Origin of the sequence: Roseateles sp. DAIF2 (assembly GCF_015624425.1) — a bacterium.
Classification (GTDB): domain Bacteria; phylum Pseudomonadota; class Gammaproteobacteria; order Burkholderiales; family Burkholderiaceae_C; genus Kinneretia.
The window spans coordinates 1,607,930-1,633,605 of sequence record NZ_CP049919.1 but is presented as its reverse complement, the minus strand read 5'-3'; the positions used below and the strand labels follow the sequence as shown (position 1 = coordinate 1,633,605).

The following is a 25,676-nucleotide window of genomic DNA, read 5'->3' as shown; positions in this document are numbered from 1 at the left end:
GCCTGCCTGTCATGCATCGTTCCAACCGCCGCCCAGCACCTTGTAGAGCGTGATGCGGTTGCCCTGCGCGGTCTGGCGCAGCGCGATCAGGGCCGATTCGGCCGCGTAGAGCGAGCGCTGCGCGTCCAGCAGCTCCAGCTGGCTGCTGCCGCCGGCGCGGTAGGCGGCCTCGGCCAGGCGCAGCTGGCGTTCGGCGCTGGCATACAGGGCTTGCTGGGCCGCCAGGCGCTCCGTCAGGCTGGCGCTGACGGCCAGCGCATCGGCCACCTCGCGGAAGGCGCTCTGCACCGCCTTGTCGTACTGGGCCAGCGCGATGTCGCGGTCCAGCTCGCTGGCACGCACATTGGCGCGGCCCGCGCCGCCGTCGAAGATCGGCAGGGTCAGCGAAGGACCGAAGCTCCAGCTGCCGCGCTCGAACAGCCGGCCCAGCTCGCTGCTGGCGCTGCCCAAGGTGCCGCTCAAGCTGATGCGCGGGAAGCGCGCCGCGCGCGCCGCGCCGATGTCGGCGTTGGCGCCCTGCAGCGCATGCTCGGCCGCCAGCACATCGGGCCGGCGCTGCAGCACGCTCGACGGCACGCCGGCCGGCAGCGCCGGCAGCAGCGCGATCTCGCGGCCCAGGCCTTCGTCGGGCCGCGGCAGCAGCGCCTCGGGCAGGGCCGCGCCGGCCAGCAGCTCCAGCGCATGGCGGTCCTGCGCAGTCTGCGCGGCCTGGCCGGCCAGCTCGGTGCGCGCGCTGTCCAGCGCGCTCTGCGCCTGGGCCAGCGGCAGGCCGCCGACCGCGCCCAGGCGGTAGCGGGTCTGGGTCAGTTCCAGGCTGCGCTGGCGGCTCTCCAGGGTGCGCTGCGCCAGGCGCTGGCGCTCCAGGTCGGCGGCCAGGGTCAGCCAGGCATTGGCGGTCTCGGCCACCAGGCTGATCTGCGCGCTGCGGCGCGCCGCCTCGCTCTTCAGGAAGCCTTGCAGCGCGGCTTCGTTGAGGTTCTTCACCCGGCCGAAGAAATCCAGCTCGAAGGCCGCCAGGCCCAGGTTGGCGGAGAAACGGTTGCCATTGTCCTTGCTGCGGTTGGCATCGGCCGACAGGTTCAGGCCCGGCAGTTCGGCGGCCTGCTGCACCTGGTAGGCCGCGCGGGCGCGCTCGACGCTCAGCGCCGCGACGCGCAGGTCGCGGTTGTTGTGCAGCGCCAGCTCGATCACCTGGCGCAGCCGCGCCTCGATATAGAAGCCGCGCCAGGGCAGCTCGGCGGCATCCTGCGCCGCGGCCTGCCCCTCGGTGGGCACCGCGGGCGGCGGGCGCTGGTAGGCGGGCGCCAGGTTGACGCAGCCGGCCAGCAGCAAGGACGCGAGCGGCAGGATGGCGAAGGGACGGAAAGCGAGCCTCATGCCCCGCATGATGCCCAGGCTTTGTCTCTGTCCGCTGAAGGCTTTGTGAAGTAAAGCAGCGCGGCGCTTCGGGCTCGCAAACCCGCGTCGCCATGCACCCGGGCGCGCCGTTAGCGTACGCCTACGGCAAATGCGTGGCATTGTTCACCGCTGCGCGCCCGGCGGCGCGCCGCAGCAGCGCCAGCGGGACTAGCATCGGGCCTTCGCGTGGAGTGGAAATCAGGACCGCCATGCCGATGAGCCTGCCGCTCGACCGCCGAGCGCCCCGACGCTCGCCTGCGCCCCGTCCGCCTCCGGGCTGGGACCGCCCCTGAACCTCGCCGCCGTCCGATGACTTCCACCAACCCCAGCAGCGCCATTCCCCAGGGAGCGGCCGGCCACCGACATTCCACCCGCGTGCGCCGCGCGCTGCGCGTGGGCAGCGTCGCGCTGGTCCTGGTCAGCCTGGTCTGGGGTGGCTATTTCGCCTGGCAGGGCGATACGCTGCTGGTCGCCGCGAACCTGCTGATGGGCGGCACCGGCGCCTGGTGCGTGCGGCTGGCGCGTCGCGGCGACACGCGCGGCGCCTCGCTGCTGCTGGTCGGCATGCTGCTGCTCGTGCTGTGCCTGATGTGCGTGTTCCTCGACATCCCGAGCCCGCGCGCGCCGCGCGTCACCCATCACTACCTGCTGGCGCTGGGCGCCACCGCGCTGCTGCTGTTCCGCAACGATCGCCCCTGGCTGCGCCATGGCGCGCCGCTGCTGTGCTTCGCGGCCTTCTTCGTGTTCGGCAGCACGCAATGGGGCATCGTCACGCCCCATGCCCTGCCGGACGAGCTGCGCGTGCTCGGTTCCTGGGCCAACAGCGCGATGGCGATGGCGGTGATGTATGCGCTGCTCTATGTGATGCTGTCCGAGGTGGCCGAGCACAAGGCCATGGTGGCCGACCTGCGCCGCGCGCTGCAGGATCCGCAGCAGCAGTTCGCGCTGGTCTACCAGCCCCAGGTCGACACCGCGGGCCGCGTGCGCGGCGCCGAGGCCCTGCTGCGCTGGACTCATCCCGGCCGCGGGCCGGTATCGCCGGCCGAGTTCATCCCGGTGGCGGAGCAAAGCGGCCAGATCCTACCGCTGGGCCATTGGGTACTGGGCCGAGCCTGCGCGCAGCTGGTGGCCTGGGCCGAGCATCCGCAGCTGCGCGAGCTGACGCTCTCGGTCAATGTCAGCGCGCAGCAGTTCCGCCAGCGCGATTTCGTGCCGCAGTTGCTGTCGATCCTGCAGCGCTCCGGCGCGCGGCCGGGCCGGCTCAAGCTGGAGCTGACCGAGAGCATGCTGGTCAACGACCTGGACGACATCGTCGCCAAGATGCGCATCCTGAAGGCCGAAGGCGTGGGCCTGTCGCTGGACGATTTCGGCACCGGCTATTCCTCGCTGTCCTACCTGAAGCAGCTGCCGCTGGACGAGCTGAAGGTCGACAAGTCCTTCGTGCAGGACGTGCTGGAGAACCCGCAGGACGCGGCGATCGCGCGCACCGTCACGACCCTGGGCCTGACGATGGGGCTGAGCGTGATCGCCGAGGGCGTCGAGACTGCCGGCCAGCGCGACTTCCTGGCCGGCATCGGCTGCCGCGCCTTCCAGGGCTATCTCTACAGCAAGCCGCTGCCGGCGGCCGAGTTCGACGCCTATGCCGAGCGCCAGGCGCTGCAGCGGGCCGCCTGAACAAAGCTTGCCGCCCGTCAAATCGCCGTCACAAAGCGGCGGCACAATGCAAAGCACCGAGGCGGAAACCGGCTGCAGATTGGGCAGAGTCCTGGAACCCGTGACCAGCGCCGACGTGAGAGACCCCGTCGCCCTTCTCCGTGGAGGGTGTCCGGTAAGAAAGGGCCAATCCCGCGAGGGGCTGGCCCTTTGCTTTTGTGGCGCGCCTTCGACACCCCGCTTGACCGCCACCGCCCCCGGCGCGCACACTGCGCGCTTCCTCAACCCAACACAGGAGTCCGCCATGGCTGCATTTGATCTTGCCCTGCCGCTGTCGGCCGCATCGACGCCTGCTGCTGGGACGCTGACGAACGCCCGCTGAGACAAATCAGCCGGACCCGTTCCCGCCCTCCTTGCCGCGCGCGAGCCGCGGCCGACGCCACGAAACCCATCGCTCCAGCGACCCGCGCCCTCAGGCGCATCGCCGGCGCATTCCGTTTTCGTCCGTCGACATCATCATCATGCTCGAGATCCTCGATATCGAGGCCCTGCGCACGCTGGGCCTGAACCTTTCCCTGCTTCCCCAACTGGCCGGCCTGGAGTCGGCCCCCGACGAGCGCCTGTGGCGCGTCACCGAAGTCCAGCGCGACCGCCTGAACCTGCAGGCGCCGCACGCGGCCTGCCGCGCGCGGCTGCTGCCGGCGCTGCAGCAGCGCCTGTTCGCCGCCGGCGAGCAGCTGGCGGTCGGCGACTGGGTGCTGGCGCGCACCGACGCCGCCGGCGCGACCTGGGTCGGGCAACGCCTGACCCCGCTCAACCTGCTGAGCCGGCGCGACCCCGAGGGCCAGCGCCAGGCCCTGGTCAGCAATGTGGACACCGCCCTGCTGGTGATGGGCCTGGACCATGACTTCAAGCTGGCACGCCTGGACCGCTACCTGGTGCTGACGCGGGCCGCCGGCGTGGCCACCGTCATCGTGCTCAGCAAGGCCGACCTGTGCCGCGACGTGGAGGCGCGCCTGGCCGACGTGGAGGACCACCTGGCCCACAGCCGACGCCACGACGGCGGCGCGATCAGCGTGCTGGCCGTCGATGGCACGCAGGCGGAGGCGACGCGCGCGCGCCTGGCGCCCTGGCTGGGGCGCGGCCAGACCCTGGTGCTGCTGGGCTCCAGCGGCGCCGGCAAGTCCACCCTGACCAATGCGCTGTGCGGCGCCACGCTGCAGTCCACCGGCGCGGTGCGCGAGGACGACAGCCGCGGCCGCCACACGACCACGGTGCGCACCCTGCACCGCACGCCGGACGGCGCCTGCATCATCGACACGCCGGGCCTGCGCGGCCTGCAGCTGGACGCCAGCAGCGCCGAGCTGGACGCAGCCTTCGACGATGTGGCGACCCTGGCGCGCGCCTGCCGCTTCCGCAACTGCAGCCATAACGAGGAGCCCGGCTGCGCGGTGCGCGCCGCGCTGGCGCCGGCGCGGCTGAAGAGCTACCAGAAGCTGCAGCGCGAGGCCAGGCGCGAGGACATGGGCCTGCTGGAGCGGCGCGCGCAGCTGCAGCAATGGAAGGCGCGCAGCCGCGCGGCGCATGCCCATATCCGCAGCAAACGCAATGAGGCCTGAGCCCCCCTCGTGCGCAGCGCGCGCGGCGCCCTCCATCGCATGGATGCGCGCCGGCGCGACCCCATGCGACACTGGCCGCGCAACGAGGGAGCCCCGCCATGGACCACAGCCTGCACAAACGCATCGATGCCCTGTTCGCCGATCTGAGCGGCCGCGCCGCGCCCGGTTATGCGCTCGGCGTGATGCGCGACGGCGAGCTGCTGCTGGCCAAGGGCTATGGCCAAGCCAGCCTCGAGCAAGGCACGCCGCTGCGCGCCGACAGCCTGCTGCGCATCGCCTCGGTGTCCAAGCAGTTCACCGTCGCCGCGGTGGCACTGCTGGCGCGGCGCGGCCGGCTGAGCCTGGAGGACGACATCCGCCGGCATCTGCCCGAACTGCCCGAGCTGCCGGCCACCGTGCGCATCGGCCACCTGATGCGCAACAGCAGCGGCCTGCCCGACATGCTGGAGCTGTTGCGCCTGGGCGGCGTGCAGCTGGACCAGCGCATCGGCCGCGCGCAGCTGCTGCAGGCGATCGCGCGCTGCCGGCACCTGAACTTCGCGCCCGGCAGCCGCTTTCTCTACAGCAACAGCGGCTTCGCGCTGCTGGGCCTGATCGCCGAGCGCTGCAGCGGCCAGTCGCTGGACGCGCTGCTGCGCGAGGAGTTCTTCGCGCCGCTGAACATGGACGCGACCCGCATGCTGGTCGAGAGCGATCTGCCGCTGGCCGGCCTGGCCACGCCCTATCTGGGCGACGGACGCGGCCAGTGGCGGCGCGCCCAGCATGGCTTCGAGCATGGCGGCGAGGGCGGCATGGTCTCCAGCGTGCAGGACATGCTGCTGTGGGCCGCCCATCTGCTGGAGCCCGCGGCCGGCGTCGCCAACCTGAGCGAGACCCTGATGGCACGCGAGCCGCTGGCCGGCGGCTATGCCTCGCCCTACGCCCATGGGCTGGAGCATGGCGAGCTGGAAGGCCTGGCCACCCTGGGCCATGGCGGGCTGTGGCCGGGTTTCCGCACCGAGTTCCTGCTGCTGCCGGAGGCGAAGTTGGCGATCGTCGCGATCACCAATGACGGCGCGCTGAACCCCTACAAGCGCGCACGCGAGGTCGCGCGCCTGCTGCTGGACAAGCCCGCGCCCCTGCCCCGCCCCGACGCGGCCGCCGCGCTGGCCGGCCTGTGGCTGGATGCGGAGCTGGGTCAGCTGCTGGAACTGAGCCCGCTGAAATCGAGCGGCCAGCTGATGGCGCAGCAATGGGGCGTGCCCTTCGAGCTGCAACAGCAGGCCGACGGGCGCTGGCTGCCGCTGCGCGGCGCCTACGAGTTCGAGATCGCCGCGCCGGCGCTCGATTCCGAGGGCCGGCTGCTGCTGGACATCGGCGCCGGCCGCGTCGCGCATTGCCGCCGCATGGTCGAGCGCACGCCGCTGCCCAGCGGGCTGGACGGCGTCTACACCTGCCCCGATGCCGGCCTGCGCTGGCGCATCGAGGGCGAGCGGCTGCAGGCCGAGGGGCCGCTGATGAAGGTCCCCGAGCCCTGGACCCTGCTGGGCCTGGAGGGCGACTTGATCGAGCTGCGCAGTCAGGGCTACTGGATGCAGAGCAGCCAACTGCTGCGCCTGACGCGCGACGCCGGCGGCGCCGTCACCGGCTTCAGGCTGGACAGCGCGCGCATCAAGGGCCTGCGCTTCGAGCGCGAGCGCTGAGCCGCGGCGCAGCAATTTCCCGACAGGATCTTGAGCAAGCGCAGGGCCGTTCCCGAGCTTGCTCATCCCCCTCGGGGGGCCTGGCGCGGAGCGACAGGTCTAGGGGCATTTTGTAAAGTAGTTAAAACCGCGGCGCCGGTCGGGCCGCGGGCGCTTGGCTCATGCGAAGCTGGCGGCCCCCTGCGTTGTTCCGCAACAGGTCCATGTCGTCCCCTCGTTCCTGCCGTCCCCCCCGCCCCCTGCTGGGCCTGGCCGCCGCCTTGCTGAGCCTTGGGCCGGCCTGGGCCCAGGTGCCGGCGCCGTCCACGCCCCCCACCCCGCCCGAGGACAGCGCCAACAACAAGCCGCCGGTCGCGCCGCCCCGGACCGGCCGGCCCGCGCAGCGCCCGACTATCCAGCGCGCCGATGGCCAGGCCCAGCCCAACGAGCGGCTGGACCGGGTCGAGGTGCAGGGCGGCGCCAGCGACAGCGCGCTGCGCCGCGCCTCGACCGCCTCCAAGATCGTGGTCGGCCGCGAGGAGATCGAGCGCTTCGGCGATGCCAGCGTGGCCGATGTGCTGAAGCGCCTGCCCGGCGTCACCCTGGGCGGCCGCCCGGGGCGCGGCGGCGAGATCCGCATGCGCGGCATGGGCGGCGGCTACACCCAGATCCTGGTCAACGGCGAGCGCATGCCGCCCAGCTTCTCGCTGGACCAGCTGCCGCCGGACCAGATCGAGCGCATCGAGGTGCTGCGCGCACCGACCGCCGAATACGGCGCGCGCGCGGTGGCCGGCACGATCAATATCGTGCTGCGCGAGGCGCTGCAGAAGCGGCTGAACGACCTGCGCCTGGTGCTGGGCGCGGAACGCGGCGACATCAAGCCGCAGTTCTCCTGGACCCGCAACGACAAGCTGGGCGAGCAGCCCGGCAGCGCCTACAACCTGACCGTCACCGCCACCGACAACAAGCGCCGCGACGATGTCGACACCCGCATCACGACGCGCAACTTGGCCAGCGGCGCCGAGAGCTTCCAGCACAACACCGGCGAGAGCCTGGACGAGCGCCGCAACCTGAACGCCAACGGCCGGCTGCAGCTGCGCCTCGCGGGCGGCGACATGCTGACCGTGATGCCCTTCGTCGTGCTGGCGCGCGGCAAGAGCGACAGCGAGTTCCGTCAGAACCCCGGCAAGGAGTTCGACCTGGCCAACACCCATGGCGAATCGGAGTTCAGCATGCTGCGCCTGAACAGCATGTGGAACAAGCGCCTGGGCGAGGACACGCGGCTGGAGCTGCGCGGCGGCCTGGGCCGCGCGCGCCTGGACAACGACAGCCTGCGCCGCGAATGGGTGGGAGGCGGCGACGGCGCGCCGCTGCTGCCGCGCCGCACCCAGCAGGACAAGACCAGCAACCGCGACCGCTCCTGGAACCTGGCCTCCAAGCTCTCGCACCAGCTGGGCCAGATCGACGGTGTCGAACACAGCCTGGTCGGCGGCCTGGAGATCGAAGGCAACCGGCGCGACCAGACCCGCGAGACGCGCAGCGACGGCCTGCGCCTGCTGGCGCTGGAGGACTTCGGCGACGACTTCAACGCCTCCACCCTGCGCGTGGCCGGCTATGTGCAGGATGAGTGGAATCCGAGCAAGCAATGGTCGACCTATGTCGGCCTGCGTTGGGAGGGCATACGCACCGAGAGCTCGGCCGCCAACTATGGCGTCAGCAATACCTCCAAGGTGCTGACGCCGCTGCTGCACGCGGTCTGGAAGCCCGACGAGAAGAGCCGCGATCAGGTCCGCATGAGCCTGACGCGCAGCTACCGCGCGCCCAACACCCAGGACCTGATCGCCCGGCCCAGCGTCAACACGCAGTTCCCCTGCCCGCCGGCCGGGCTCTGCGGCCCCAACGCGGCCAACTACCCGGACCGCATCGGCAACCCGCAGCTCAAGCCCGAGACCGCGCTGGGCATCGACATCGCGCTGGAGCGCTATCTCTCCAAGGGCGGCGTGCTCAGCGCCAGCTTGTTCGCGCGCCGCATCAGCGACCTGATGCGCAATGTCACGACCGAGGAGACGGTGGCCTGGGCCGGCACGCCGCGCTGGGTCTCGCGCCCGACGAACATCGGCAAGGCCCTGACCACCGGCATCGAGCTGGAGGCCAAGTTCCGCCTCGACGAGTTCATCGAGGACGCGCTGCCCGTCTCGCTGCGCAGCAATCTGAGCCTGTTCCATTCCAAGGTGGACGGCATCCCCGGCCCCAACAACAAGCTGGACCAGCAGCCGCGCCACACCGCCAACCTGGGCGCCGACTACCGGCTGCGCAGCCTGCCGCTGTCGCTGGGCGCGAGCCTGAACCTGGTGCCGGCCAACACCGTGCAGCAGACCCTGCTGCAGGAGAGCCACAACGCGCGCAAGCGCGTGTTCGACGCCTTCGCGCTGTGGAACATCAACCGCGACTGGGCGCTGCGCCTGTCGGCCAGCAATCTGGCGCCGCTGGACTACAGCAGCGGCAGCGTGATCGACGCCGGCGACGAGCTGATCACGACCGACAACCACGGCCGCACCTTCGCGGTCTGGCAGCTGCGGCTGGAGATCAAGCTCTGAGTCCCGGCGGGTGCCGTGAATCCGGGCCGGTGACGGCCTGTCCGCCCGCCGCTGCGCTTCGTCGCAAGCGCCTCGCCCGGCCCGGCCGCGCTGCCTAGAGTGCGGCGCTATCGCCATCACCCGGGATCACGCCTTGCACGCAACTCTTCATCCCCTTCGCCGCACGCGGCCCTTCCTGCTGGCGGGCCTGCTGTGCCTGGCCAGCGCCGCCCAGGCCGTCGAGCCGCCCTGTCCGATCGGCGCCTACCGCCTGGCCGATCGCAGCACGCTGGACATCGCACCCTCCGAGGGCAAGACCCTGCGCTGGCGGCACCAGGACGGCCGCAGCGGCGCGCTGACCGAGGGGCCCGACGGGCGCTGGACCAGCACCCTGGGCTGGACCGGGCGCCCCGATGGCCATGTGCTGCGCTTCCCCGCCTGCGGCCAGGGCCGGCTCGAGTTCGACGGCCAGGCCGCGACGCGCCTCGAGCTGCCCAGCCAGGACAGCCGCTTCGAGGGCGATGGCGGCACGCCGCTGGCCGGCCGGCTGGTGCTGCCACCCGGTTCGCAGCCGGTGCCCATCGTCGTGCTGCTGCATGGCGCGGAACGCGACGGCGCGCTGGAGCTGAACTCGCTGCAGCGCCGCCTGCCGGCCCTGGGCATCGGCGCCTTTGTCTACGACAAGCGCGGCACCGGCGCCTCCGGCGGCAAGTACACGCAGGACTTCCCGCTGCTGGCGCGCGACGCGGTGGCCGCGCTGCGCGAGGCGCGGCGCCTGGCCGGCCCGCGCGCCGGACGCATCGGCTACCAGGGCCCCAGCCAGGGCGGCTGGGTCGCGCCGATCGCCGCGCATCTGGCGCCGGTGGACTTCGTCATCGTCGGCTTCGGCCTGGCCGTCTCGGTGCTGGAGGAGGACCGCTCGGCCGTCGTGATGAATCTTGAGGCCAAGGGCCATGGCCGGGCCGCGATCGCGCAAGGCCTGGCCCTGTCGGACGCGGCCGGCGAGCTGGTGCAGAACCCGACGCCCGAGCAGTTCGAGCGCTTCGCCGCGCTGCGCGAGAAGTTCCGCCCGGAGCCCTGGTTCAAGCACGCGCATGGCAACTTCTTGTTCATGCTGATGAACATCTCGGCCGCCGAGTTCGAGGCCGCCAAGTCGATGCTGGAGATGGGCACGCCCTGGCGCTACGACCCGATGCCGACCATTACCGCGCTGAACACGCCGCAGCTGTGGATGCTGGCCCAGGACGATGTCGACGCGCCCAGCGCCGACACCGCGCGCCTGCTGGAGGGCCTGCGCACCCAGGGCCGGCCGGTCTCGGTCGCGATGTTCCCGAAGACCGAGCATGGCGTGTACGAGTACGAGACCGCCCCGGACGGCCGGCGCCTGTCCACCCGCCATCCGGCCGGCTATCTGGACATGATGGCCGACTTCGCCCGCGGCGGCCCGCTGAAGCCGCGCTACGGCGCGGTCAGTCCGAGCCGGCCGCTGCGCTAGGACCGCTCAGCCCTTCACCACCGGGATGCACAGCCAGCAATGGAAGATCCCGGTGCCGGGTTCCTCGGCGCCGTCCGGGTCGTCGTAGAGCTCGAAGCAGGGCCGGCCGTCGCAGCTCATGCCGCTGGCCGGCAGCCATTCGCGGAACAGCTCGGACCAGGCGGTGCCGATCTCGCGGTTGTCGCCACGGAACTTCGCCACCGCATACAGGCCGCCGGGCAGCTCGGTGACGCTGGCCGCGCCGCTGGGCTGGTAGTCGGGGCCCACCGCGATCGCGGCGTCGTAGCGGCAGCGCTCCGGCGGCGTGATGCTGGGGTCGTCGTGGCCGATGCCGTAGCAGGGCCGGCCCGCCAGGCCCTCGGCCTCGATCCAGGGCGTGAACTGCTGGTACCAGAACTCGGTGATGGCCGGGCCATAGGGGCCGATGTAGCGCAGGAAGGCGATGCGCTGCGGCGCCAGGGTCTTGATTTCGACATCCATGATGAACAACTCGCTTGCTTGATGTGGGGGTTCGAAGAAAGAGCCCGCATCATCGTGAGCCGTCGCCCTGCCGTCCTGATCCAGATTGCGGTGTTGTTGCGGTAGCAAGCCCAGCTGGCGCCGCTGTTCGCCCAGATAGGCCGCCCAGCGCGCCGCCGAGCCGGCCCGCCAGGCGCTGGGCGTGCAGCCGAAATGCTGCTTGAAGGCACGCGCGAAGGCCTCGCCGGAGCCGAAGCCCACCGCCAGCGCCAGCTCAAGCACGCTGCGGTCGGGGCTCAGGGTCAGGCCTTGCGCCGCCACCTCCAGGCGGCGGCGCTGCAGATAGGCGCCCAGGGTCTCGCCCATCCAGGCCGCGAACAGGCGGTGGAAATGGAAGGGCGAGAAATGCGCCAGCTCGGCCAGCGCCGCCAGGTCCAGCGGCGCGTCCAGATGCGCGTCGATATGGTCGAGCACGCGGTTCATGCGGCGCGCATATTCGCGCCGGCTCGTGTCGGGAGCGGCCATCAGCCTCCGAGATGCTTGTCGAGGAACTGCACGATGCGCCGGTAGGCCTCGGCCTCGTTCTTTTTCTTGGCAAAGCCATGGCCCTCGTCGTCGAACACCAGGTAGTCGACCGGCACGCCGCGGGCCTTGGCGGCGGCGACGATCTCGTCGCTCTCGGGCTTGATCACGCGCGGGTCGTTGGCGCCCTGGATCACCATCAGCGGCACACGGATGTTCTTGGCATGGAACAGCGGCGAGGTGGCGATCAGGAACTCCTTGTCCTTCACCGGGTCGCCGACCTCCTGGTACAGGGCCTGGCGGAAGCTCTCCCAGTAGGGCGGGATCGATTCCAGGGTACGCAGCCAGTTGGAGACGCCGAAGATGTCGACGCCGACCTTGAAGGCCTCGGGCCGGAAGGTCAGCGCGGCCAGGGTCATGTAGCCGCCGTAGGAGCCGCCCATGATCGCGATGCGGTCCGGGTCGATCACGCCGGTGCTGGCCAGGAAGGTCTTGGCTTCGATGCAGTCCCACAGCGGCTCGCGGCCATGCTTGCCGTCGTCGGCGGTGAAGAAGCTCTTACCGTAGCCGGAGCTGCCGCGGTTGTTGATGCCCAGCACCGCGTAGCCCTGGTTGGCCAGGTACTGCGACAACGCCGAGTAGCCGCGCATGGTCTGCCCGCCCGGGCCGCCATGCACCAGCACCACCGCCGGCACCTTGGCGCCCGGCGCCGCGCCCTTGGGCTGGTAGTAGACCGAGGGGATGGTCAGGCCGTCGAAGGACTTGAAGCGCACGATGCGGCCCTCGACCAGCTGGTTCGGGTCGATCTCCTTGGACAGGCTCTGGGTCAGCTGGCGCAGCTGCTTGCCGGCCAGGTCGTAGACGAACAGATTGCTGGGCGAGCGGTCGCCGTTGACATAGAAGGCCAGCAGCCGGCCGCTGCGCGAGAAGCGCGCGCCGCGGATCTGGCCCTCGGGCAGCTTGGGCAGGGCCACCGGCTTGCCGTCCGGCCCGCTGATCCGCACCTGGATGCTGGCGTCGGCATTGATGCCGGTGACGCGGTAGCGGCCGTCGTGCGAGTAGTCGCTGTAGACGATGTCCCAGTCGGCCTTCTCGAACTCGGTCTTGGCGCCGCTGGCCAGGTCGTGGGCGACGATGCGGCTGAACTCGCTGCCGTCGTTGGAGAGGATCAGCAGGCGCTTGCCGTCCGGCGTGAAGCCCGCCGCCTCATGGCTGGCCACGCCCTGGTGCGGCGTGATGTGGCGGGTTTCCTGGGTCTGGGTGTCGTACAGGTAGAGGTCCGAATCGGCCGTGGTATTGGTCTTGACCAGCGCGATCCAGCGCCCGTCGCGGCTGATCTCGCTGACGCTCAGGCCCTGCTCGTTCTTGTAGACCAGGGTGCGCGCATAGGTCTTCGCGTCATAGCGGTAGAGGTCATGGAAGCGCGCATCGCGCTCATTGGTCGCGACATAGAAGGCGCTGTCGTCATGCGCCCAGGTCGCGAAGATGGCCTTCAGCTTGTCGCCGGGGGTCAGGTCTTTCTCGCTGCCGTCGAGCTCGCGCACATAGAGATGGTTCTGCTCGTTGCCGCCCTGGTCGCGGGTGAACAACACCCGGTCATCCTTCGGGAAGAAGCCGACCGCGTAGTTGCTGTCGGTCGTGGAGCGGGTCAGCGCCTGCGGCTCACCGCCGCCGACCGGCATCGCATAGACATTGAAGATGCCGCTGGCATTGCTGGAGAACAGGATGCGCTTTTCGTCGGCCGAGAAGGAGGCGCCGCTGACGCGCGTCGTCGCCATGAACTGCTCGATCGTGTAGCGCTTGGCGCTGGTGGCCGCCGCGCTGCTGCTGGTCTTGGTCGCGGCGGCGGCCGCCGGCGTCGCGGCGGTAGCCGGCAGGGTCAGCGCGGCCGCCAGCAGGGCGGCGGACACGCCGGCGATGTTTGCTGACTTGTTCTTGCTGTACGTCTTCATCGACAAACTCTCCTCCAAAAAGACCACCGGGCGGTATGCCGGCAGCCTCGGACTATAGGAGCCCGCCCTCGCCCCAGCCAGCCGCCGGGCGACGGGCTGCATGCCGCGCGGCATCAACGACGCCGCGCGGTGACAAACGGATGATGAAGCGGCCGGCTCGTGGCGGCCGCAGGAGGAGAAGGATGAGGAAGCCTGGCGCCCTCAGGCCGTAGCCATGCGCCGGCGCCGCCCCAGCAGCGCGAGCGCGGCCAGGCCGGCGGCGGCCAGCGCGCCGGTGCCGAGTTCCGGCACCGCGCTCACCGCCCGGTAGTCCAGCCGCAGCGTGGTGTTCATGATCCGGCCATCCTCCTGGAAGAAGGTCAGCCGCCCCGTCGACGACAGCTCGGCCAAGGTGGCGGCGTCCAGATCCAGGGTGACGGAGAGCACGCTCTTGGTCCGCATGATCCAGTCCTCCCGGTACCAGGTCTCGTAGCTGTTGCTCAGCTGCAGCATGGAGTTGGTGCCCGGCGGGAAGCTCTGAACGATCCGGGTGCCGTCATCGATGCGGCGGTCCCGCCCCAGCGAAACCTTGTTCGTCGCCGTGCCGAAGTTGTTGTCCGAGCCGGCCGCGCCGCCGATCCTGACACGCATCCAGGAATCGTCGTTGTCGACCAGCAGCTTCGTGTAGTCGCGCGAGTACTGGTTCCAGCCGAAGGTGCAGGAGGCCACCGGATAGTTGTAGCAATACCGGGCCGTGTCGTAGTAGGTGCCGCCATTGCCGGACTGGGTCAGCCGGTACTCGCCGATCTCGAACATCGTGTAGGCGTTGGGATGGACGTCCGCGGTGAAGGTCGCGCGCACGCTGGCGAAGCTGTACTGCTGCCCCGCCGGCAGCAGGCCTCCCAGCTGGAGCACCGTCGCCGGATCATGATGGGTGAACTGGAAGGTCTCGCTGCCGCTCAGCGTGCCGGCGCTCGCTGGCGCGACCAGCGCGAGTGCGAGGCTGGTGGCGGCCATGAGAGGACTGCCACGATGGCGGCGATGGTCGTGGCGGGTGGCGTTCAAGTGAGGCTGGGTTTGATTCATGGGCGGAGGGAGGGCGGAAGCGGTCTGGAGGCGCGAACGCGCGGCTGCCCCTGATGCTCGCCCGGCAGCGTTGAATGGGCGTTGAATCGGCCGCCAAAAGACGGGGCTCGCGGCCCTCGTTCGGGGGGGCGAGCCGGCGCGAAGAGCAAAAGAAAAGCCGTCGCGCGACCGCGCGACGGCTTGATCGTCAGGGGGAAAAACGCGAGCCCGGCTTACTTGCCGCTCGGCACCTTGCCCTCGACGCCCTTGACGTAGAAACTGATGCCGGAGAGGAACTTGTCGTCGGCGACCTCGTCCTTCTTCAGGATCTCCTTGCCGTCCTGGCCGGCGATCGGGCCCTTCCAGATCACGAAGCTGCCGTCCTTCAGGCCGGCCCTGACCTTCTCGACCTGCTCCTTGACCTCGGCCGGCACGATCTCCGGCACCGAGACCATGTCGATCGCCCCTTCCTTGACGCCCCACCAGGCATGCTTGCCGGCGCCGGCGGTCCACTTGCCGTCCAGGGCCTCGCGCACCGAGGCGATGTAGTACGGCGCCCAGTTGATGATGGCCGAGCCCAGGTGGGCCTTGGGGCCATAGGCGGTCATGTCCGAATCCCAGCCGAAGGCGTACTTGCCGTTCTTCTCGGCGGTCTGCAGCACGGCGCTGGAGTCGGTGTTCTGCATCAGCACGTCGGCGCCGCCGTTGATCAGGCTCTGCGCGGCCTCGGTCTCCTTCGGCGGGTCGAACCACTGGTTGACCCAGACGACCTTGACCTTGACCTTCGGGTTGGTGCTTTGCGCGCCCAGGGTGAAGCTGTTGATGTTGCGGATCACCTCGGGGATGGGCACCGAGCCGACCACGCCCAGCGTGTTGCTCTTGGTCATCTTGCCGGCGATCACACCGGCCATGTAGGCGCCCTCGTAGGTGCGCGAGTCGTAGGTGCGCATGTTGTCGGCCTGCTTGTAGCCGGTGGCATGCTCGAACTTGACGTCCTTCAGGTCGGCCGCGGCCTTCAGCATCGGCTCCATATAGCCGAAGGTCGTGCCGAAGATCAGCTTGTTGCCCTGGCCGGCCATGTCGCGGAACACGCGCTCGGCGTCGGCCGCCTCGGGCACCTTCTCGACGAAGCTGGTGGCGATCTTGTCGCCGAATTCCTTCTCGACCGCCTTGCGCGCATTGTCATGCGCGAAGGTCCAGCCGCCGTCGCCGACCGGGCCGATGTAGGCGAAGGCGATCTTCAGCGGCTCGGGCTTGGCGGCCACGGCCGAGGCGGGCGCGGAGGCCGTGGCGGCCGGCGCCGCCTGCTCTTCCTTCTTGCCGCAGCCGGCCAGGGCCGCGATGGCGGCCGTGGCGGCGGCCAGCTTCAGCAGATCGCGCTTGTTCTTGGATGTCATGGGGATAGTCCTCCGGGGATGGGTCGGGTCAGTCAATCGATTGGTCAGGAACCAGGGAAAAACGGCTTGCCCAGCGAGGCCGGCATATTGGCACGGATGAAGCTCGCGTTGCTGGAAATCAGCACCAGCACGACGATGGTGGACAGGTAGGGCAGCATCGAGAGGAACTGGCTCGCGATCTCCACGCCCTGGCCCTGCAGATGGAACTGCAGCATCGTGACGAAGCCGAACAGATAGGCACCCAGCAAGACCCGTGCCGGACGCCAGGTGGCGAAGGTGGTCAGCGCCAGCGCGATCCAGCCCTTGCCGGCGATCATGCCCTCGACCCACAGCGGCGTGTAGATCACCGACACATAGGCGCCGGCCAGGCCGCACAGCGCGCCGCCGGCCACCACCGCGGCGAGGCGGATGCGCCGCACCGGATAGCCCAGCGCATGGGCCGACTCGGGCGACTCGCCCACCGCGCGCAGCACCAGGCCGGCGCGCGAGCGGTACAGGAACCAGGCCAGGAAGGCGGTCAGCGCGATCGCCAGATAGACCATCGGATGGTGGCGGAACAGCGCCGGCCCGATCAGCGGTAGCTCGGCAAGACCCGGCACCGCGAAGCTGGGCCGGGTCGCCAGCTTCTCCTGCACATAGCCAATGCCGACGAAGGCCGAGAAGCCGGCGCCGAACAGGCTCAGCGCCAGGCCGGCCGCGTACTGGTTGGTGTTGAGCCAGATCACCAGCACGCCGAAGGCCGCGGCCAGCAGCGCGCCGGCACCCATGCCGGCGGCGAAGGCCAGCAGGTCGCTGCCGGTGTGCACCGCGGTGGCGAAGCCGGCGATCGCGGCCACCAGCATCATGCCCTCGGCACCGAGGTTGACGATGCCGGCACGTTCGTTGATCAACAGGCCCAGGGCCGCGATCGCCAGCAGGGTGCCGGCGTTCATCGCGGCGGCGACGAGGAGTGCGTAGCTTTCCATCGCGTCAGGCCTTTGCGGGCTTGCTGCCACCGAAGCGCAAGCGGTAATGGATCAGGGTGTCGCAGGCCAGCAGGGTGAACAGCAGCAGGCCCTGGAACACCCCGGTGATCGACTTGGGCAGGCCCAGGCGCGACTGCGCCAGCTCGCCGCCGATATAGAACATGCTCATCAGGATGGCCGAGAACACGATGCCGACCGGATGCAGCCGGCCGACGAACGCGACGATGATGGCCGCGAAGCCGTAGCCGGCCGGCACATGGGGCGTCAGCTGGCCCAGCGGCCCGGCCGCCTCCAGCGCGCCGGCCAGGCCGGCCATGCCGCCCGACAGCAGCAGCGCCGTCCACAGCGCGCGCCTCGACGAGAAGCCCGCATAGCGCGCCGCCGCCGGCGCCAGGCCGCCGACCTGCAGTGCGAAGCCGGCATAGGTGCGGAACAGCAGCAGCCAGAAGCCCAGCACCGAGGCCAGGGCGATCAGCACGCCGATATTGACCCGCCAGCCCTCGACCAGGCGCGGGATCTTGGTCGAGGCCAGGAAGCTGATGGTCTGCGGGAAGTTGTAGCCCTGCGGGTCCTTCCAGGGCCCGTAGACCAGATAGCCCAGCAGCAGGTCCGCCACATAGACCAGCATCAGGCTGACCAGGATCTCGTTGGCATTGAAGCGGTCGCGCAAGAGCGCGGTGAGCGCCGCCCAGGCGGCGCCGCCGGCCATGCCGGCCAGCAGGATCAGCACGACGATGCCGCGCCCGGTGTCAGGTGTTGCCTGCATCGCGACCCAGCCGCCGGCCAGCGCGCCGACGATGAACTGGCCCTCGGCGCCGATGTTCCAGACATTGGAGCGGAAGCACACCGCCAGGCCCAGCGCGATCAGCACCAGCGGCGTGGCCTTGATGCCCAGCTCGCTCCAGGCATAGGCGTTCTTGATCGGCTCCCAGAAGAACATCTGCAGGCCGCGCAGCGGGTCCTTGCCCAGCAGCACGAACAGGCCCAGCCCCAGCACCACGGTCAGGGCCAGCGCCAGCAGCGGCGAGGCCAGCGACATCCATTTCGACGGCTGCGGCCGGACCTCAAGCTTGATCAGCACCGGCGCCCTCCTGTTCTTGTTGCTCGTCCCACAGCCCGCTCATCCAGATCCCGATCTTCTCCACCGTCGCCTCGGCCGCCGGCAGTGCCGGCGACAAGCGCCCCTTGGCCATCACGACCAGCCGGTCGCTGATCTCGAACAACTCGTCCAGCTCCTCGCTGACCACCAGCAGCGCGCAGCCGGCGTCGCGCAGCTTCAGCAGCTCGCCGCGGATCTGCGCCGCCGCGCCGACGTCGACGCCCCAGGTCGGCTGCGCGATCACCAGCACCTTCGGGTTGGCCGCGATCTCGCGCCCGACGATGAACTTCTGCAGATTGCCGCCCGACAGGCTCTTGGCCGCGGCCTCGGCGCCGGCGCCGGCCTTGACGCCGAAGCGCGCGATCAGCTCGGCCGCCATGCGGCGCGCCTGGCCGGTGGCGATGAAACCGCCGGCCTTGACCGGCTCGGTGCGGGTCAGCAGCAGGTTCTGCGCCAGCGACAGGGTCGGCACCGCGCCGCGCCCCAGCCGCTCCTCCGGCACGAAATGCAGGCCCAGGCGGCGCCGGCGGCGCGGCCCGGCGCGGGCGATGTCATGGCCGAACAGCGCGATGCTGCCGGCGCGCGCGCGCGTGTCCTCGCCGGACAGCGCCGCCAGCAGCTCCTGCTGGCCGTTGCCCGAGACCCCGGCCACGCCGAGGATCTCGCCGGCGTTCAGGCGCAGGTTCAGGCCCTGCAGGTCGGTGCCGAAGGGCGAGGCCTTGGCCAGCGACAGGCTCTTGAGCTCCAGCGCCAGCGCACCCGGCGCGCGCGCCGCATGGCGCAGCTGCGGCGGCTCGGCGCCGATCATCAGGCGCGACAGCTCGGCATTGCTCTGGCTGCGCGGGTCCACCTCGCCGGTCACCCGCCCGCCGCGCAGCACCGTGCAGTGGTTGCACAGCGCGCGGATCTCGTCGAGCTTGTGGCTGATGTAGAGGATGGCGCAGCCCTCGGCGGCCAGCTGGCGCAGGATCATGAACAGGCGTTCGACCGCCTGCGGCGTCAGCACCGAGGTCGGCTCGTCCAGGATCAGCAGCTGCGGCCGGGTCAGCAGCGCGCGCACGATCTCGACACGCTGGCGCTCGCCGACCGAGAGGCTGTGCACCGGGCGCTCCGGGTCCACGTCCAGCCCGTAGCTGGCCGCCACCTCGCGGATGCGCGCCTTCACCTCGGCCAGCGAGAGGCTCTTGTCCAGGCCCAGCCAGACGTTCTCGGCCGCGCTCAGGGTGTCGAACAGCGAGAAATGCTGGTAGACCATGCTGATGCCCAGGGCCCGCGCCTCGCGCGGGCTGCGCACCGTGACCGCCTCGCCGTTCCAGCGGATGCTGCCCGCATCGGGCTGCACCGCGCCGTAGATGATCTTCATCAGGGTGGACTTGCCGGCCCCGTTCTCGCCCAGCACCGCATGGATCTGACCCGGCGCGACGCGCAGCGCGATGTCGTCGTTGGCCTTGACGGCGGGGTATTGCTTGCTGATGCCGGCGAGTTCCAGTCGCAATGGAGCGGTCGTCATGGGTGCTGGCGTTGGTAGCAGGGCTGGCCGGCCACATAGCTGGCCACCAGATTGCGGTCGTCCGACAGGGTCAGCCACGCGAACACCCGCTCGTGCAGGCCGCGCACCACCGCGTCGCGCGCCTGGGCGACCGGCCCATGGGCCCAGTCCCAGATGCAGACGTCGGCCAGTGTACCGGCGGCCAAGGAGCCGATTTCCTGCTGCAAACCCAGGCCTTCGGCCGCGCCCAGGGTGGCCGCGTGCAGGGCCGCCCAGGCGGTCAGGCGCCGCCCGCCCAGGGCCTGCACCTTGTAGGCATCGGCCAGGGTGCGCTGCATCGACAAGGACGTGCCGCCGCCGACATCGCTGGCCGCGCTGACCGCATAGCCGGCCTCGCGCGCCGCCACCCAGTCGAACAGGCCGCTGCCCAGGAACAGATTCGACGAGGGGCAATGCGCGACCTGGGCGCCGCTGGCGGCCAGCACGCGGCGGTCCTCGTCATCGAGCCAGATGCCATGGGCCAGCACCGCCTTCGGATGCAGCAGCCCCTCGCGGGCATAGACGTCCAGATAGCTGCGCGCCTGCGGGAACAGCTGCGCCACCCAGTCGACCTCGCTGCGGTTCTCGGCCACATGGGTCTGCATATAGAGCGAGGCATCGGCGCGGCACAGCGCGCCGGCCATCGCCAGCTGCTCCGGCGTGCTGGTCGGCGCGAAGCGCACGGTCACCGCGTAGGCCAGCCTGTCCCGGCCATGGAAGCGCTGGATCAGGTCGATGCAGTCCCGCTCGGCGTGCAGCACGTCGTCGCGCAGCGCGTCCGGCGCATGGCGGTCCATCAGCACCTTGCCGGTGATCAGGCGCATGCCGCGCGCCGCCGCGGCCTCGAACAGCGTCTCGGCCGAGACCTTGTGCACGGTCGGGAACACCACGGCCGAGGTCGTGCCCTGGGCCAGCAGCGCGTCCAGGAAGCGCTCGGCCCCGAACTTGGCGACGGCCGGGTCGGCATAGCGGGTTTCGGCCGGAAAAGTGTAGGTGTTCAGCCAGTCCAGCAGCTCGGCGCCATAGGAGGCGATCACGTCCAGCTGCGGGCAATGCACATGGGTGTCGATGAAGCCGGGCAGGATCAGCTGGCCGCTGTGGTCCCGCTTCGTCCAGGACGCGTCCGGCTCCTCGGCCTGCACGCCGGCGATGCGGCCGTCGGCCTCGATCAGCAGCCAATGGTCGGGCCTGAAGCGCACGGCCGGATCCTCCAGCTGGGCCCAGCCGGGCCGGGCGGTGAAATCCAGCAGGTCGCCGCGCAGGGCGAGTCGGGTCGGGGGGCTTGTCGTCATCGTCATCTTCGTCGGGGCTCGGATTGTCTCAGGCTCGGACCCTGGCGGCGGCCGGCGCCTGGGCGACCAGCGACCGCGCCACCTCCCGCACCTGCTCGCGCAGCCAGCGCTGGGCGGCATTGCCATGGCTCAGCTCATGCCAGAGCTGGTAATAGGCCATCGCCGGGAAGGCCACCGGGCAGCGCACGATGCGCACCGGCAGCTGGTCCAGATAGCGCGAGCAGAACAGGCGCCCGGTGGTCAGCACCAGGCGGCTGCGCGCCACCATCTCGGGCAGCTGGCCGAAATGCGCGCTGCGCACCGCGACCCGGCGCTTCAGGCCCAGGCCGGCCAGATGCTGGTCGATCACGCCGGGCTGGCCGGGCGAGAGCGGCATCGGCGCCAGGTGCTGGCAGTCCAGCCAGCGCTCGACGCTGACCGCGCGGGCGCGCGCCAGCGGGTGGTCCTCGGCGACCAGGCAGACCACCTCGTCGGCCAGCAGTCGGCCCAGGTGCAGCTCGCCGGGCGGCTCCAGCCAGTTGCCGATCACCAGATCCACCTCGCCGCGCGCCAGGCTGGCGCGGTAGTCGTATTCGGCCGACAGCGGCTGCAGATCCAACTGCAGGCCGGGCGCCAGGCGTTGCAGATGCGCCACCAGCTCGGGCAGGAACAGCGGGTCCAGGTAGTCGCTGGCGGCGATCTTCAGGCTCAGCTGGGCGCTGGCCGGGTCGAAGCCGGCGCCGCGGGTGGCGCGCTCGCGCGGGCCGAACAGTGCATCCGCCTCGCGCAGCAGGCGCTCGGCCGGCGCCAGCAGGGCCAGCGCGGTGGCGGTCGGGGTCATGCCGGCATTGCCGCTGCGCACCAGCAACGGATCGCCGGTCAGCGCGCGCAGCCGCCGCAGCTGGGCGCTGACGGCGGGCTGGCTGCTATTCAGGCGCAGCGCGGCGCGGGAAACACTGCGTTCGGCGATCACGGTGTGCAGGACCCGCACGAGTTGAAGCTCGATCTTGTCGAAGTCGGTCCGCTCGGTCATACGATTGGGCTGATGAAGAACATGCGTTGAGCCGTATATTCACTCGAAGCCGACGCGCTAAGGTACGGGATTGTCCCGACAATGCCGCCATGAACGCCAGCAGCCGTCCCATCCGCTTCTTCCACCGCGGCGAGATCCACGCGGTCACCGACCTGCCCACCACGACCACGGTGCTGCAGTACCTGCGCGAACAGGCCCGCTGCACCGGCACCAAGGAGGGCTGCGCCGAGGGCGACTGCGGCGCCTGCACGGTGTTGGTCGGCGAGCTGGGCGCCGACGGCCGGCTGGCGTTGCGCAATGTCAACGCCTGCATCCAGTTCCTGCCGACCCTGGACGGCCAGGCGCTCTTCACCGTCGAGGACCTGGGTGGCGCACAGGCGCTGAACCCGGTGCAGCAGGCCCTGGTCGACTGCCATGGCTCCCAATGCGGCTTCTGCACGCCGGGCTTCGCGATGAGCCTGCAGGCCTGCTATGAACAGCATTGCGAGGCCGGCACCCGGCCGGACCGCCAGCAGCTGGCCGACGCGCTGGCCGGCAACCTCTGCCGCTGTACCGGCTACCGCCCGATCCTGGACGCCGGCCAGCGCATGTTCGAGCTGCCGCGCCAGCGCCTGGGCCTCGGCGCCGCAGCCGCGGCGCTGCAGGCGCTGCGTGCCCAGGATGCCGACCAGCCGCTGCATTACGAAGCCGCCAGCCCGGCCTTCGGCGGCCGCGTCGACCGCTTCGACGCGCCGCGCAGCCTGGAGGCCTTCGCGGCGCTGCGCGAGGCCCAGCCCGAGGCCCGGCTGCAGGCCGGCGCCACCGACATCGGCCTGTGGGTCAACAAGCAGTTCCGCGATGTCGGCGACCTGCTCTACATCGGCGCGGTGGACGAGCTGCGCGAAATCCGCCCCGAGCCGCTGGACGACGGCCGGCCCGGGCTGTGGATCGGCGCGGCCGCCTCGCTGGAAGCGGCCTGGGGCGCGCTGACCGAGGCCGTGCCCACGCTGCGCGAGCTGTGGCTGCGCTTCGCCTCGCCGCCGGTGCGCCAGGCCGGCACCCTGGGCGGCAATATCGCCAACGGCAGCCCGATCGGCGACGGCGCGCCGGCCCTGATCGCGCTGGAGGCGCAGATCGTGCTGCGCCGGGGCGCCGCGCAGCGCCGCCTGCCGCTGCAGGACTTCTACCTGGACTATATGAAGAACGCGCTGCAAGCCGGCGAGTTCGTCGAGGCCCTGCACCTGCCGCTGCCCGCGCCCGCCGTGCAACTGCGCGGCTACAAGATCTCCAAGCGCTATGACAGCGACATCTCGGCCCTCTGCGCGGTGCTGAGCCTGGAGCAGCGTGACGGCCAGGTCGTCGCGGCCCGCTTCGCCTTCGGCGGCATGGCCGCCATCGTCAAACGCGCCGCGGCGGCCGAGGCCGCGGTGCTGGGCCGGCCCTGGAGCGAGGCGACGGCGCGGGCCGCCGCGGCCGCGCTGGCCCAAGACTTCAAACCCATGACGGACCTGCGGGCCAGCGCCGACTACCGGCTGCGGGTGGCGCAGAATCTGTTCACCCGCTTCTGGCTGGAAACCCGACCCGACGCGCCGCTGGCGGCCGCCCAGGCCAGCGTCTGGCAGGCCGCCGCCCATGGGAGCGCCGCCGCATCATGAACAAGCCGCTCGATCTTCCTCTCACCACCGCCCTGCCCCAGGTCGGCGTCAGCCGTGCCCATGAATCCGCCCATCTGCATGTCAGCGGCGAGGCCCATTACACCGACGACATCGCCGAGGCCGAGGGCACCCTGCACGCGGCGCTGGGCCTGTCGCCGCTGGCCCATGGCCGGCTGCTCTCGGTCGATGTCGAGCTGCTGCGGCGCCAGCCCGGCGTCGTCGCGGTGCTGACCGCGGCCGACCTGCCGGGCGAGAACAACTGCGGCCCGCTGGTGCACGACGACCCGATCCTGGCCGCGGGCGAGCTGAAGTACCTGGGCCAGCCGGTGTTCGCGGTGATCGCGACCGAACGCGAGCTGGCACGCCGCGCCTGCGCGCTGGCCAAGCAGGCGATCAAGGCCGAGCCGCTGCCCCCGATCCTGAGCGCGCGCGAGGCCCATGCGGCCGGCCAGTACGTCGTGCCGCCAATGCACCTGACGCGCGGCGAGCCCGCCGCGGCGCTGGCCGCGGCGCCGCACCGGCTGGAGGGCGACTGGGCCGTCGGCGGCCAGGAGCAGTTCTATCTGGAGGGCCAGATCTCCTATGCGTTGCCTCAGGAGAACCAGGGCCTCTTGGTGCATTGCTCGACCCAGCATCCCAGCGAGATGCAGCTGCTGCTGGCCCATGCCCTGGGCTGGAGCGCGCATCAGGTGCAGGTCTCCTGCCGGCGCATGGGCGGCGGCTTCGGCGGCAAGGAATCGCAGTCGGCACTGTTCGCCTGCGTGGCCGCGGTCGCGGCGACCCGGCTGCGCCGCCCGGTCAAGCTGCGCGTGGATCGCGACGACGATTTCCTCGTCACCGGCCGGCGCCATGGCTTCGACTACCGCTGGCAGGTCGGTTACGACGACGCGGGCAGGATCCTCGCCGCCGAGATCGAACTGATCTCCAACTGCGGCCATTCGGCCGACCTGTCGGCCCCGGTGATGGCGCGCGCGCTGTGCCATTTCGACAATGCCTACTGGCTGCCCCATGTCGCGATGCATGGCTATTGCGCCAGGACCAACACCCAGAGCAACACCGCCTTCCGCGGCTTCGGCGGCCCGCAGGGGGCGCTGGCGATCGAGATGATCCTCGACTCGGTGGCGCGCCGCCTGGGGCTGGACCCGCTGCTGGTGCGCCAGCGCAATTTCTACGCTCCCGGGCAAGACCTGACCCCTTACGGCCAGCGGGTCGATGACAACCTGCTGCAGCCGCTGACCGAGCGCCTGATCGAGACCAGTGGCTACCACGCCCGCCGCGCCGAGATCCAGGCCTTCAACGCCACCAGCCCGGTGCTGAAGAAGGGCCTGGCGCTGACACCGGTGAAGTTCGGCATCTCCTTCAATGTGGTGCACCTGAACCAGGCCGGCGCGCTGGTGCATGTCTACACCGACGGCTCGGTGCTGGTGAACCATGGCGGCACCGAGATGGGCCAGGGCCTGAACACCAAGGTGGCCCAGGTGGTCGCGCATGAGCTGGGCATCGGCCTGGCCAAGGTGCGCGCCAGCGCCACCGACACGCACAAGGTGGCCAACACCTCGGCCACCGCCGCCTCCACCGGCTCCGACCTGAACGGCAAGGCCGCGCAGGATGCGGCGCGCAAGATCAAGGCCCGCCTGGCGCCGCTGGCCGCGCGGCTGCTGGACTGCCAGGAGGCCGAGCTGCGCTTCGGCGGCGACCAGGTCAGCGCCAGCCATGGCCGCGCCCTGCCCTTCGCGGAGCTGGTCTCGAAAGCCTATTTCGAGCGCATCCAGCTCTGGAGCGACGGCTTCTACGCCACGCCCGGCCTGCATTGGGACAAGACCAGGCTGCAGGGCCGGCCCTTCTACTACTTCGCCTATGGCGCCGCGGTGGCCGAGGTGCTGGTCGACACCCTGACCGGCGAGAACCGCGTGCTGCGCGCCGATGTGCTGCATGACGTGGGTCAGTCGCTGAACCCGGCGCTGGACATCGGCCAGGTCGAGGGCGCCTTCGTGCAGGGCATGGGCTGGCTGACGATGGAGGAGCTGGTCTGGCATCCGCAGAGCGGCCTGCTGCTGACCCACGCGCCCAGCACCTACAAGATCCCGACCGCCAACGACATGCCGATCGACTTCCGCGTCGCGCTGTTCGATGCGCCGAACCGCGAGGACAGCATCCACCGCAGCAAGGCGGTCGGCGAGCCGCCGCTGCTGCTGCCCTTCTCGGTGCTGCTGGCGATCAAGGACGCGGTGGCCGCCGCCGGCCCGGCGCGCTGCGACCCGCCGCTGGCCGCGCCGGCCACGGCCGAGGCGGTGCTGGACGCGCTGGCGTCGTGCGGCGCCAGTCCTGCGTGACAGCCAAGGTTTCCTGCCGCCGTACTCAAGGCCCGAG

The 25,676-nt window shown here is 70.7% G+C and carries 17 protein-coding genes; 7 read left to right on the top strand and 10 right to left on the bottom strand.

Annotated elements, in window-relative coordinates; genetic code table 11:
- Positions 1-9: 9 nt before the first annotated feature.
- Entirely contained in the window at positions 10-1,377 is a 1,368-nt protein-coding gene (locus tag G8A07_RS07600; RefSeq protein WP_195796448.1) for an efflux transporter outer membrane subunit, read from the bottom strand.
- 330 nt (positions 1,378-1,707) lie between these two features.
- Here G8A07_RS07600 and G8A07_RS28260 point away from each other — a divergent pair, with 330 nt between their 5' ends.
- The 5 genes from G8A07_RS28260 to G8A07_RS07575 all read left to right on the top strand — a co-directional run bounded on the left by G8A07_RS28260 (position 1,708) and on the right by G8A07_RS07575 (position 10,402).
- Positions 1,708-3,072: an EAL domain-containing protein gene (locus G8A07_RS28260; RefSeq protein WP_213086246.1), complete on the top strand. Its 1,365-nt coding sequence runs from the start codon at positions 1,708-1,710 to the stop codon at positions 3,070-3,072.
- A gap of 500 nt (positions 3,073-3,572) precedes the next feature.
- Positions 3,573-4,670: a ribosome small subunit-dependent GTPase A gene (rsgA, locus tag G8A07_RS07590; RefSeq protein ID WP_195796447.1), complete on the top strand. Its 1,098-nt coding sequence runs from the start codon at positions 3,573-3,575 to the stop codon at positions 4,668-4,670.
- Between the two features lie 98 nt (positions 4,671-4,768).
- A complete protein-coding gene (locus G8A07_RS07585) occupies positions 4,769-6,352 on the top strand; it encodes a serine hydrolase (protein WP_195796446.1) in 1,584 nt (527 codons plus the stop codon).
- A gap of 203 nt (positions 6,353-6,555) precedes the next feature.
- Positions 6,556-8,928, top strand: coding sequence for a TonB-dependent siderophore receptor (locus tag G8A07_RS07580; protein ID WP_195796445.1), 2,373 nt, complete (start codon positions 6,556-6,558; stop codon positions 8,926-8,928).
- Between the two features lie 133 nt (positions 8,929-9,061).
- Positions 9,062-10,402, top strand: coding sequence for a S9 family peptidase (locus G8A07_RS07575; RefSeq protein WP_213086245.1), 1,341 nt, complete (start codon positions 9,062-9,064; stop codon positions 10,400-10,402).
- A 6-nt stretch (positions 10,403-10,408) separates the two neighbouring features.
- Here G8A07_RS07575 and G8A07_RS07570 read toward each other — a convergent pair whose 3' ends face one another.
- The 9 genes from G8A07_RS07570 to G8A07_RS07530 form a co-directional block, all read right to left on the bottom strand.
- On the bottom strand, positions 10,409-11,386 hold the full coding sequence (locus tag G8A07_RS07570; protein WP_195796444.1) for a GyrI-like domain-containing protein: 978 nt from the start codon (positions 11,384-11,386) through the stop codon (positions 10,409-10,411).
- Positions 11,386-13,335, bottom strand: coding sequence for a S9 family peptidase (locus tag G8A07_RS07565; RefSeq protein WP_195796443.1), 1,950 nt, complete (start codon positions 13,333-13,335; stop codon positions 11,386-11,388). The genes G8A07_RS07570 and G8A07_RS07565 overlap by 1 nt, the downstream gene beginning before the upstream one ends.
- Positions 13,336-13,536: 201 nt before the next feature.
- Entirely contained in the window at positions 13,537-14,331 is a 795-nt protein-coding gene (locus G8A07_RS07560) for an MYXO-CTERM sorting domain-containing protein (protein ID WP_195796442.1), read from the bottom strand.
- Positions 14,332-14,612: 281 nt separating this feature from the next.
- A complete protein-coding gene (locus tag G8A07_RS07555) occupies positions 14,613-15,776 on the bottom strand; it encodes a BMP family ABC transporter substrate-binding protein (protein WP_195796441.1) in 1,164 nt (387 codons plus the stop codon).
- 44 nt (positions 15,777-15,820) lie between these two features.
- Positions 15,821-16,741 (bottom strand): ABC transporter permease, encoded by a 921-nt coding sequence (locus tag G8A07_RS07550; protein ID WP_195796440.1) that lies wholly within the window; start codon positions 16,739-16,741, stop codon positions 15,821-15,823.
- A gap of 4 nt (positions 16,742-16,745) precedes the next feature.
- Positions 16,746-17,819, bottom strand: a complete 1,074-nt coding sequence (locus tag G8A07_RS07545) for an ABC transporter permease (protein WP_195797650.1) — start codon at positions 17,817-17,819, stop codon at positions 16,746-16,748.
- Complete coding sequence (locus tag G8A07_RS07540; RefSeq protein WP_195796439.1) at positions 17,806-19,350, bottom strand: ABC transporter ATP-binding protein; 1,545 nt, start codon at positions 19,348-19,350, stop codon at positions 17,806-17,808. Before G8A07_RS07540 ends, G8A07_RS07545 begins: the two co-directional genes overlap by 14 nt.
- Entirely contained in the window at positions 19,347-20,660 is a 1,314-nt protein-coding gene (gene guaD, locus G8A07_RS07535) for a guanine deaminase (protein WP_195796438.1), read from the bottom strand. Before guaD ends, G8A07_RS07540 begins: the two co-directional genes overlap by 4 nt.
- Positions 20,661-20,688: 28 nt before the next feature.
- Positions 20,689-21,672 (bottom strand): LysR family transcriptional regulator, encoded by a 984-nt coding sequence (locus G8A07_RS07530; RefSeq protein ID WP_195796437.1) that lies wholly within the window; start codon positions 21,670-21,672, stop codon positions 20,689-20,691.
- An 89-nt stretch (positions 21,673-21,761) separates the two neighbouring features.
- Here G8A07_RS07530 and xdhA point away from each other — a divergent pair, with 89 nt between their 5' ends.
- The gene (gene xdhA, locus G8A07_RS07525) at positions 21,762-23,306 is read left to right on the top strand and encodes a xanthine dehydrogenase small subunit (RefSeq protein ID WP_195796436.1); all 1,545 of its coding nucleotides are present in this window, start codon (positions 21,762-21,764) and stop codon (positions 23,304-23,306) included.
- Positions 23,303-25,639 (top strand): xanthine dehydrogenase molybdopterin binding subunit, encoded by a 2,337-nt coding sequence (gene xdhB, locus G8A07_RS07520; protein WP_195796435.1) that lies wholly within the window; start codon positions 23,303-23,305, stop codon positions 25,637-25,639. Before xdhA ends, xdhB begins: the two co-directional genes overlap by 4 nt.
- Positions 25,640-25,676: the final 37 nt, after the last annotated feature.

Coding starts and splice junctions, on each gene's coding strand:
- xdhA (WP_195796436.1), top strand. CDS start 21,762: ATGAACGCCAGCAGCCGTCCCATCCGCTTCTTCCACCGCGGCGAGATC.
- G8A07_RS07530 (WP_195796437.1), bottom strand. CDS start 21,672: ATGACCGAGCGGACCGACTTCGACAAGATCGAGCTTCAACTCGTGCGG.
- rsgA (WP_195796447.1), top strand. CDS start 3,573: ATGCTCGAGATCCTCGATATCGAGGCCCTGCGCACGCTGGGCCTGAAC.
- G8A07_RS07585 (WP_195796446.1), top strand. CDS start 4,769: ATGGACCACAGCCTGCACAAACGCATCGATGCCCTGTTCGCCGATCTG.
- G8A07_RS07560 (WP_195796442.1), bottom strand. CDS start 14,331: ATGGCCGCCACCAGCCTCGCACTCGCGCTGGTCGCGCCAGCGAGCGCC.
- G8A07_RS07550 (WP_195796440.1), bottom strand. CDS start 16,741: ATGGAAAGCTACGCACTCCTCGTCGCCGCCGCGATGAACGCCGGCACC.
- G8A07_RS07600 (WP_195796448.1), bottom strand. CDS start 1,377: ATGAGGCTCGCTTTCCGTCCCTTCGCCATCCTGCCGCTCGCGTCCTTG.
- G8A07_RS07565 (WP_195796443.1), bottom strand. CDS start 13,335: ATGAAGACGTACAGCAAGAACAAGTCAGCAAACATCGCCGGCGTGTCC.
- xdhB (WP_195796435.1), top strand. CDS start 23,303: ATGAACAAGCCGCTCGATCTTCCTCTCACCACCGCCCTGCCCCAGGTC.
- G8A07_RS07570 (WP_195796444.1), bottom strand. CDS start 11,386: ATGGCCGCTCCCGACACGAGCCGGCGCGAATATGCGCGCCGCATGAAC.
- G8A07_RS07540 (WP_195796439.1), bottom strand. CDS start 19,350: ATGACGACCGCTCCATTGCGACTGGAACTCGCCGGCATCAGCAAGCAA.
- G8A07_RS28260 (WP_213086246.1), top strand. CDS start 1,708: ATGACTTCCACCAACCCCAGCAGCGCCATTCCCCAGGGAGCGGCCGGC.
- G8A07_RS07555 (WP_195796441.1), bottom strand. CDS start 15,776: ATGACATCCAAGAACAAGCGCGATCTGCTGAAGCTGGCCGCCGCCACG.
- guaD (WP_195796438.1), bottom strand. CDS start 20,660: ATGACGACAAGCCCCCCGACCCGACTCGCCCTGCGCGGCGACCTGCTG.
- G8A07_RS07580 (WP_195796445.1), top strand. CDS start 6,556: ATGTCGTCCCCTCGTTCCTGCCGTCCCCCCCGCCCCCTGCTGGGCCTG.